Source organism: Paenarthrobacter sp. YAF11_1 (assembly GCF_052113445.1).
Classification (GTDB): Bacteria; Actinomycetota; Actinomycetes; order Actinomycetales; family Micrococcaceae; genus Arthrobacter.
Genome location: NZ_JBFRDF010000048.1, coordinates 1 through 380 on the forward strand (window position 1 = coordinate 1; position 380 = coordinate 380).

Consider the following 380-nt stretch of genomic DNA (forward strand, 5'->3'; position numbering starts at 1 on the left):
GTAGTAATCAGGAACCCTTTCGTTAGTCGCCAAGGTCGACAGGTCCACCCACTCGGGAATATGCTTTTCCGGTTCCATCGTGATTAACTCGCCCTCCACGCGTGTGCTTACATAAAATAGGGTTACCGCGTGACCCTCGTTCGTATGGTTAATATATGAGATGATCCCCCGCAGCTTCGGGTCAGACACGATTAAGCCCGTCTCCTCATGCATTTCGCGGATACATGCCTGCTCTAACGTTTCATGCAGCTCCACTCCTCCTCCCGGTGGTGTGAGCTGATTGAAGTTAAAATAAGAACGAATGAGCTTCTTCATTAACACAATCTTGTTCTCCTTTACACTGATGCAAGCCACTCTTACTCGAATAGACATAGTTACCC

The 380-nt window shown here is 48.2% G+C and carries 1 protein-coding gene; it reads right to left on the bottom strand.

Going from position 1 to position 380, the window contains the following annotated elements; genetic code table 11:
- Positions 1 to 372 (bottom strand): NUDIX hydrolase (locus tag AB4Y77_RS23020; protein WP_442015469.1); only part of this gene is annotated, 372 nt, incomplete at its 3' end.
- Positions 373 to 380: the final 8 nt, after the last annotated feature.